Here is a 7,254-nt window from a genome sequence, read left to right as displayed (position 1 = left end):
CTCGGCTCAGCCCGCCACCGCCAGCCCCAGCTCCCGGCGCTCGCGCATGACCGTCGAGAAGGCGGCGTTGATCGCGGCGGCCTTGGCCTCGGCCACCTCGATGAACTCGGTGGGTAGGCCGCGCGCCCGGGCGCGGTCGGGGTGGGCGTTGGTCAGGGCGATCTTCCAGGCCTTGTGCACCGTGGCGTCGTCGGCGTCGGCCGGGACCTCGAGGATGGCGTAAGGGTCGTCGGCGCCGACGCCCAGATGGGTGGCCCGCAGCCGGCGGAACGCCAGCGGCGACATGCCGAACAACTTCGACACCCGCTCCAGATAGGCCAGCTCGTCCTGGGTCACCACGCCGTCGGCCTTGGCGATGTGGAACAGGCCGTCGATCACGTCCTCCAGCAGCTGAGGGCAGCTGGAATAACGCTTGGCCAGGCGCTTGGCGTAGCTTTCGAAGCCGTGGGTGGTCTGGCGCGCCAGCTCGTACAGCCGGTGGATGTTGGGCTCGGAGGCCGGGTCGGGTTGGAACACCTCGGTGAAGGCGGCGAACTCGTGCCCGTCCGCGCGGCCGTCGACCTTGGCCAGCTTGGCGCCCAGGGCCGTCACGGCCGTGGAGAAGGCCGGGTCCTCGCCCGGCAGACCGCCCGGACACTCCGTGCAGTCGGCCAGGTCCAAGCGCCGGGCGGCGATGCTCGCGATGTTGCGCCAGAAGCTCATGGATCGCCTCAAAACCAGCGACGGACGTTAATGGATACGCGGGACGACCCGAAGCGGATTGGGCCGTCATGGCGTTCCTAGCACATTGAGAATGATCATTCACATGACTTCGACGCAATGCGGCAAAAGCGTTCGCGGTTGCGACGAGGGAGCCGATCGCGGCCTCGCCCGTTATGGCTCCGCTTGGCCGCCACGGCCACGCAACGGTCCCAATCCGGACCGAAATGCTCTAGTCACTACGCTCGGTTATTCGAAAGGACCTCCGCCCGCATGGCGCACGCCCTCTTTCTCGCCCTAGCCCTCCTGGCCCAGGACGGCCAGGCCAGCGCCCAGTCATCTCCCAACGCCCCGCCCACCGACGAATACGGCTACGTCGCCTGGTGCTACGGCGCCCTGGGCGGCTACGCCTCGCTGTATGATCGGGTGATGCCGGAGGTGACGCGCATCGAAAAGGCGTTCCCGGGGCCGGATGGCGTTCAGGCGGCGCTGAAGACCTATCCGGAGCTGCGCGTCCAGGCCCAGAAGGACCTCAAGACCTTCGCCTCGGCGATCACGGCGGCCGAAAAGGCCAGCCCGCGTCCGATCTCGGAATATGGCGGCGCCCAGGTCAAGCGCGGCGCGGCCATCTGGCAGGGCGCCGACTCAGTGGGCAAGGCGCGACTGGCCCAGATGTGGATGAGCTGGAGCCCGCCCGGCGACTGCGAAAAGCGCGCCAAGGCGCTGGAGATGAAGTCGTCGATCCTGGGCCGCGCCCTGAACTATAACGCCGCCTCGGCCACGGCGCAGGCCCCCGGCACTCCACCGGCCAGCCAGCCGCAACCCGAAGCGCCAGCGCCCCAGCCGGCCGCCGAAGCCGCCGCGCCGGCGCCGGTCGCCGTGTCCAAGCCCGAGACCCCCAAGCCCGAAGCCTCCAAGCCCCCGGCGACCACCAGCGCTCCGCCGAAGCCCAAGGCCGCCGCGCCGGCCAAGAAGCTCCCGCCGATCGGCGGCAACGAGATCATCGTCGATCCCATCAATCCGATCCCCTGCGCCGGCAGCCTGCTCCCCGCCAAGCGCGGCGGCCGCGACGTGCTGATCTGCAAGCCGAATTGATGAAATCCTCCCCCTAGCGGGGGAGGTGTCGGCTCGAAGAGACGACGGAGGGGGAAGAGGCAAGTTCAGCGGAACTTCCCCCTCCGGCCTTCGGCCGCCTCCCCCGCCAGGGGGAGGATTTCAGGCGCCGGCCAGCACCCCGCTCTGGGCCAACGCCTTGAACCACGCGCTCGACGCCTTGGGCGTCCGCACGCCGGTCGCGCGGTCCATGGCCACCAGGCCGAACTTCGAGGTGTAGCCCAGGTCCCATTCGAAGTTGTCGATCAGCGTCCATTCGAAATAGCCGCGCACGTCGCAGCCAGCCTCGCGGGCGGCCAGAACCGCCTCCAGATGGCGGCGCAGATAGGTGATGCGGAACTGATCGTCGAGGATCGCCGGCCCGGTCCCGAACGGGTCCGAGCAGCCGTTCTCGGTGACCAGCATCGGCGGCGCGCCGTAGTCTCGCCGCACGCGGTCCAGCACCTCGAACAGGCCCGAAGGATCGATGTGACGGCCGAAGGCGTCCAGCTCCGCGCCCTTGGGTGGCGCGGCCTGGGCGATCTTGCCGGGGGCGTTCAGGTCGAGGCGCACATAGGCGGGGGCGTAGTAGTTCACTCCCAGGAAATCGACCGGCTGGCGGATCGTCGCCAGGTCGCCGTCGCGCACGACACCTTTCAGGAAGTCGTCCATCGCCTTGGGATAGGTCCCCTTGAACAGGGGGTCCAGCCACGCGCCGTTCCATAGGGCGTCGAGCCCGTCGGACGCCAGGCGGTTCCAGAGCGCCCACGGGCCGCCGGCCGGACGGCAAGGCTGCAGGGCCATGGTGGTCCCGACCTTCAGCCCCGAGCCGCCGGCCCGCAGCGCCTGCATGGCCAGGCCCTGCCCCAGGTTCATGTGATGGATCACCGGCCCCAGCAGCTTGTCATCCTTCAGCCCCGGCGCCTGCTCGCCCAGAACGTGGCCGAAGACGGCGTGTACCGCCGCCTCGTTGAGGATGATGTAGTTCTTCAGCCGGTCGCCCAGCCGCTCGACCACGGCGTGGGCGTAGTCGGCCAGACGCTGGGCCGTGTCGCGGTTGGCCCAGCCGCCCTTGGCCTGCAGCCCCTGGGGCAGGTCCCAGTGGAACAGGGTCGCGTACGGCGCGATCCCCATCTCCAGCAGCGCGTCGACCAGCCGGGAGTAGTGATCGAGACCCGCCGTGCTCACCGCCCCCTCGCCCATCGGCAGGATGCGCGACCAGCTGATCGAGAAGCGATAGGCGTTGAGACTCAGGGAGGACATCAAGGCGACGTCCTCCTGGAAGCGGCGATAGCTGTCGGTGGCGACGGTGGCGTCCGAGCCGTCCTTCACGTGGCCGGGGACCTTTTCGAAGACATCCCAGACGCTGGGCCCGCGACCATCGGCGGTCTGGGAGCCCTCTGTCTGGAAGGCCGCGGTGGCCACGCCCCAGACGAAGTCGTTGGGGAATTGCCGGCTCTTGGGCTTCAGGTCGGTGTCGTGGGTCGGCTCGCATCCCGCAAGACCCACCGCCGCCCCGCCCAACGCCAAGGCGCCAAGCGCCCGGCGGCTCACGCCTGACCGTTCCATGCCGTCCCCTCCCGTTTTATCGTTGAGGGGAGGATGCGTTGGGGTTGAGCGGCTGGCAATCCTCCCCCTAGCGGGGGAGGTGCCGGCTCGAAGAGGCGACGGAGGGGGAAATGACAAGCGCTCAAGCACTTCCCCCTCTAGCCCTTCGGGCCACCTCCCCCGCTAGGGGAGGACTATCCGCCGCTAAGCCGCCGCGCCGCGCGCCCGGGCGGTCGGGTCGTAGTTGAGGATCGGCGACAGCCAGCGCTCGGCCGTGACCATGTCCCAGCCCTTGCGGCGGGCATAGTCCTCGACCTGGTCGGCGTCGATCTTGCCGACCCCGAAATAGTGCGCCTGCGGATGGCTGAAATAGAGGCCCGAAACCGCCGCGCCGGGGGTCATGGCGTAGCTCTCGGTCAGCTTCAGCCCCGTGGCGGCCTCGGCGTCGAGCAGGCGGAACAGCGTGCCCTTCTCGGTGTGGTCGGGTTGGGCCGGATAGCCGGGCGCGGGGCGGATGCCCTGGTACTTCTCGGCGATCATGACCTCGGTGTCGGCCGGCTCGTCGGGCGCGTAGCCCCAGAGCTCGACACGAGCCTTGTAGTGCAGCCACTCGGCGAAGGCCTCGGCCAGACGGTCGGCCAGGGCGCTGGCCATGATGGCGCTGTAGTCGTCGCCAGCGGCCTTGAACTTGGCCACGATCTCGTCCTCGCCGTGGCCCGCGGTCACCGCGAAGCCGCCGACATAATCCTTGCCCGCGCCGATCGGCGCCACGAAGTCCGACAAGGCGGCGTTCGTCTTGCCCTCCCCCTTGTCCATCTGCTGGCGCAGGGTGTGGAAGCGGGAGAACTCGGCCGTCCGGCTCTCGTCGGTGTAGAGTACGATGTCGTCGCCCTGGGCCTGGGCCGGCCAGAAGCCGATCACGCCCTTGGCCCCGAACCACTTCTCCGCCACCACCTTGTCCAGCATGGCGCGGGCGTCGCGATAGAGGTCCGTCGCGGCCTGGCCAACCACGTCGTCCTCGAGGATCTGCGGATAGCGGCCCACCAGCTCCCAGCTGGCGAAGAACGGCGACCAGTCGATGTACGGAACCAGCTCGGCCAGGCTCGGCTCGAAGGTCCGCGCGCCAATGAACGCCGGCTTGGGCGGGACATAGTCCTTCCAGTCGATGGCGAAGGCGCGCTTGCGGGCTTCGGCGATAGAGGCGCGGGCCTTGGTCGTCTGGCCGCGCGCATATTGCTCACGGACCTTCACATACTCGGCCCGCGTCTCCGCGATGATCCGGTCGCGCTCGCCCTCCGACAGCAGGCCCGAGACCACGCCCACCGCGCGGCTGGCGTCGACGACATAGGTCGTGGGGCCGCGGCGATAGGCCGGCTCGATCTTCACCGCCGTGTGGGTGCGGCTGGTGGTCGCCCCGCCGATCAGCAGCGGGATGTCGAAGCCCTGGCGCTCCATCTCGGCGGCCACGAACACCATCTCGTCCAGAGACGGGGTGATCAGGCCGGACAGGCCGATCATGTCGACCTGGTGCTTTTTCGCCTCTTCCAGGATCCGGTCGGCCGGAACCATGACACCCAGGTCGATGACCTCGTAGTTGTTACACTGCAAGACGACGCCGACGATGTTCTTGCCGATGTCGTGGACGTCGCCCTTCACCGTGGCCATCAGCACCTTGCCGGCGGCCTTGCGCTCCTGGCCTTCCTTCTCGGCCTCCATGAACGGCATCAGCCAGGCCACGGCCTGCTTCATGACGCGGGCCGACTTGACGACCTGGGGCAGGAACATCTTGCCCGCGCCGAACAGGTCGCCGACGACGTTCATGCCGTCCATCAGCGGGCCTTCGATCACATGCAGCGGGCGCTCGGCCTGCAGGCGGGCTTCTTCGGTGTCGGCCTCGATGAACTCGGTGACGCCGTTGACCAGGGCGTGGGTGATGCGCTCGCCCACCGTGCCCTCGCGCCAGGCCAGGTTGACCTGTTGGGCCGCGCCCTTCTCGCCCTTGTAGCGCGGGGCCATGTCGACCAGGCGCTCGGTGTTGGTCTGGACGGGATCGCGCTGCGGGCGGTTGAGGATCACGTCCTCGACGGCCTCGCGCAGGACGGGGTCGATGTCGTCATAGACCGGCAGGTCGCCGGCGTTGACGATGCCCATGTCCATGCCGGCGTTGATGGCGTGGTACAGGAACACCGAGTGGATCGCCCGGCGCACCGGCTCGTTGCCGCGGAAGCTGAACGAGACGTTCGACACCCCGCCCGACACCCGGGCGTAGGGCAGCATCTGCTTGATGCGCCGCGTGGCCTCGATGAAGTCGACGGCGTAGTTGTCGTGCTCCTCGATCCCGGTCGCCACCGCGAAGATGTTGGGGTCGAAGATGATGTCCTCGGGCGGGAAGCCGACCTTCTCGACCAGCAGGTTGTAGGCCCGCTCGCAGATCTCGACCTTGCGCGCCTCGGTGTCGGCCTGGCCGACCTCGTCGAAGGCCATGACCACCACCGCCGCGCCGTAGCGCAGGCACAGCTTGGCTTGTTCGAGGAACTTCTCCTCGCCTTCCTTCATCGAGATCGAATTGACGATCGCCTTGCCCTGGACGCACTTCAGGCCCGCCTCGATCACCTCCCACTTGGAGCTGTCGATCATCACCGGCACGCGGGCGATGTCCGGCTCGGCGGCCATCAGGTTCAGGAAGGTGACCATGGCCTGCTGGCTGTCCAGCAGCCCCTCGTCCATGTTGACGTCGATGACCTGGGCGCCGGCCTCGACCTGCTGGCGCGCGACCGACAGCGCCTCGGGGTAGTTCCCCTCGACGATCAGCTTCTTGAACTTGGCCGAGCCGGTGACGTTGGTGCGCTCACCGATATTGACGAAGACGGGGCGCATTTCAGTATCCAGTTACAGCAGTCATCCCTTCTCCCCTTGCGGGAGAAGGTGGCCCGCGAAGCGGGTCGGATGAGGGGTTGAAGACCATGGACGCCGCGAGACGGCGGCTGAAGGGTCCGCGAGACCCCTCATCCGTCGCCTTCGGCGACACCTTCTCCCGCAAGGGGAGAAGGGATGTAGATATGAGAACCACTAAGCCAACTCGAACGGCTCGAGCCCCGCCAGGCGCATGGCCTTGGGACGCTCGGGGATCTGCCTCGGCGCAACGCCGCGCACCTCGTCCGCCACGTGACGGATGTGGTCCGGCGTCGTGCCGCAGCAGCCGCCCAGGATGTTGACCAGGCCGTCCTTGGCCCATTCGTGCAGGGCGTGGCCGGTCTGGTGCGGCTCCTCGTCGTACTGGCCCATGGCGTTGGGCAGGCCGGCGTTCGGATAGGCCGCGACCAGGGTGTCGGCGATGCGGGCCATCTCGGCGATGTGCGGGCGCATCAAATCAGCGCCCAGGGCGCAGTTGAAGCCCACCGCGAACGGCTTGGCGTGCTTGACGCTGTTCCAGAACGCCTCGGCCGTCTGGCCCGACAGGGTGCGGCCCGAGCGGTCGGTGATGGTGCCGCTGATCCAGATCGGCAGCTCCTCGTGGCCCTCGTCACGCCAGTCGAGGATCGCCTTGATGGCGGCCTTGCAGTTCAGGGTGTCGGTGATGGTCTCGATCAGGAAGAGATCAACCCCGCCCTGGTACAGCGCGTCCACCTGCTGGCGGTAGGCTTGGTAGACTTGGTCGAAGGTCACCTTGCGCGCGCCGGGGTCGTTCACGTCCGACGACATCGACAGCATGACGTTCAACGGCCCGATCGAGCCGGCGATGAACTTGGGGCTGTCGGGGTTCTGGGCGTTCCAGCGATCGGCGACCGAGCGGCCGATCCGGGCGCCTTCGAAATTGATGTCCCAGACGTCCTGCGCCGACAGGTGATAGTCGGCCTGGGCGATCGTGGTGCCCGAGAAGGTGTTGGTCTCGGAGATATCGGCGCCGGCGCTGAA

Annotated in this window: 6 protein-coding genes; 1 reads left to right on the top strand and 5 read right to left on the bottom strand. The window is 68.2% G+C overall.

Annotated elements, in window-relative coordinates; translation table 11 throughout:
- Positions 1-6 precede the first annotated feature (6 nt).
- A complete protein-coding gene (locus VJ655_RS01800; protein ID WP_324097653.1) occupies positions 7-702 on the bottom strand; it encodes a DnaJ family molecular chaperone in 696 nt (231 codons plus the stop codon).
- A gap of 270 nt (positions 703-972) precedes the next feature.
- Here VJ655_RS01800 and VJ655_RS01795 point away from each other — a divergent pair, with 270 nt between their 5' ends.
- A complete protein-coding gene (locus tag VJ655_RS01795; RefSeq protein WP_324097652.1) occupies positions 973-1,794 on the top strand; it encodes a hypothetical protein in 822 nt (273 codons plus the stop codon).
- A 120-nt stretch (positions 1,795-1,914) separates the two neighbouring features.
- On the opposite strand, the gene VJ655_RS01785 is transcribed toward VJ655_RS01795, so the two are convergent.
- The 4 genes from VJ655_RS01785 to VJ655_RS01770 all read right to left on the bottom strand — a co-directional run.
- Entirely contained in the window at positions 1,915-3,360 is a 1,446-nt protein-coding gene (locus VJ655_RS01785; protein ID WP_324097651.1) for a GH1 family beta-glucosidase, read from the bottom strand.
- A 183-nt stretch (positions 3,361-3,543) separates the two neighbouring features.
- Entirely contained in the window at positions 3,544-6,228 is a 2,685-nt protein-coding gene (gene metH, locus VJ655_RS01780) for a methionine synthase (protein ID WP_324097654.1), read from the bottom strand.
- Positions 6,218-6,409 carry a hypothetical protein gene (locus VJ655_RS01775; RefSeq protein WP_324097650.1) on the bottom strand — a complete coding sequence of 64 codons (192 nt, stop codon included), beginning with the start codon at positions 6,407-6,409 and terminating at the stop codon, positions 6,218-6,220. Before VJ655_RS01775 ends, metH begins: the two co-directional genes overlap by 11 nt.
- Positions 6,409-7,254: homocysteine S-methyltransferase family protein (locus VJ655_RS01770; protein ID WP_324097649.1), on the bottom strand; the 846-nt coding region annotated here is incomplete at its 5' end. The genes VJ655_RS01775 and VJ655_RS01770, both read right to left, overlap by 1 nt.

The sequence above is a fragment of the Caulobacter sp. genome, assembly GCF_035254145.1.
GTDB lineage: Bacteria > Pseudomonadota > Alphaproteobacteria > Caulobacterales > Caulobacteraceae > Caulobacter.
Note: the sequence above shows the minus strand (reverse complement) of the source record. Positions and strands in the feature narration are given on the sequence as shown.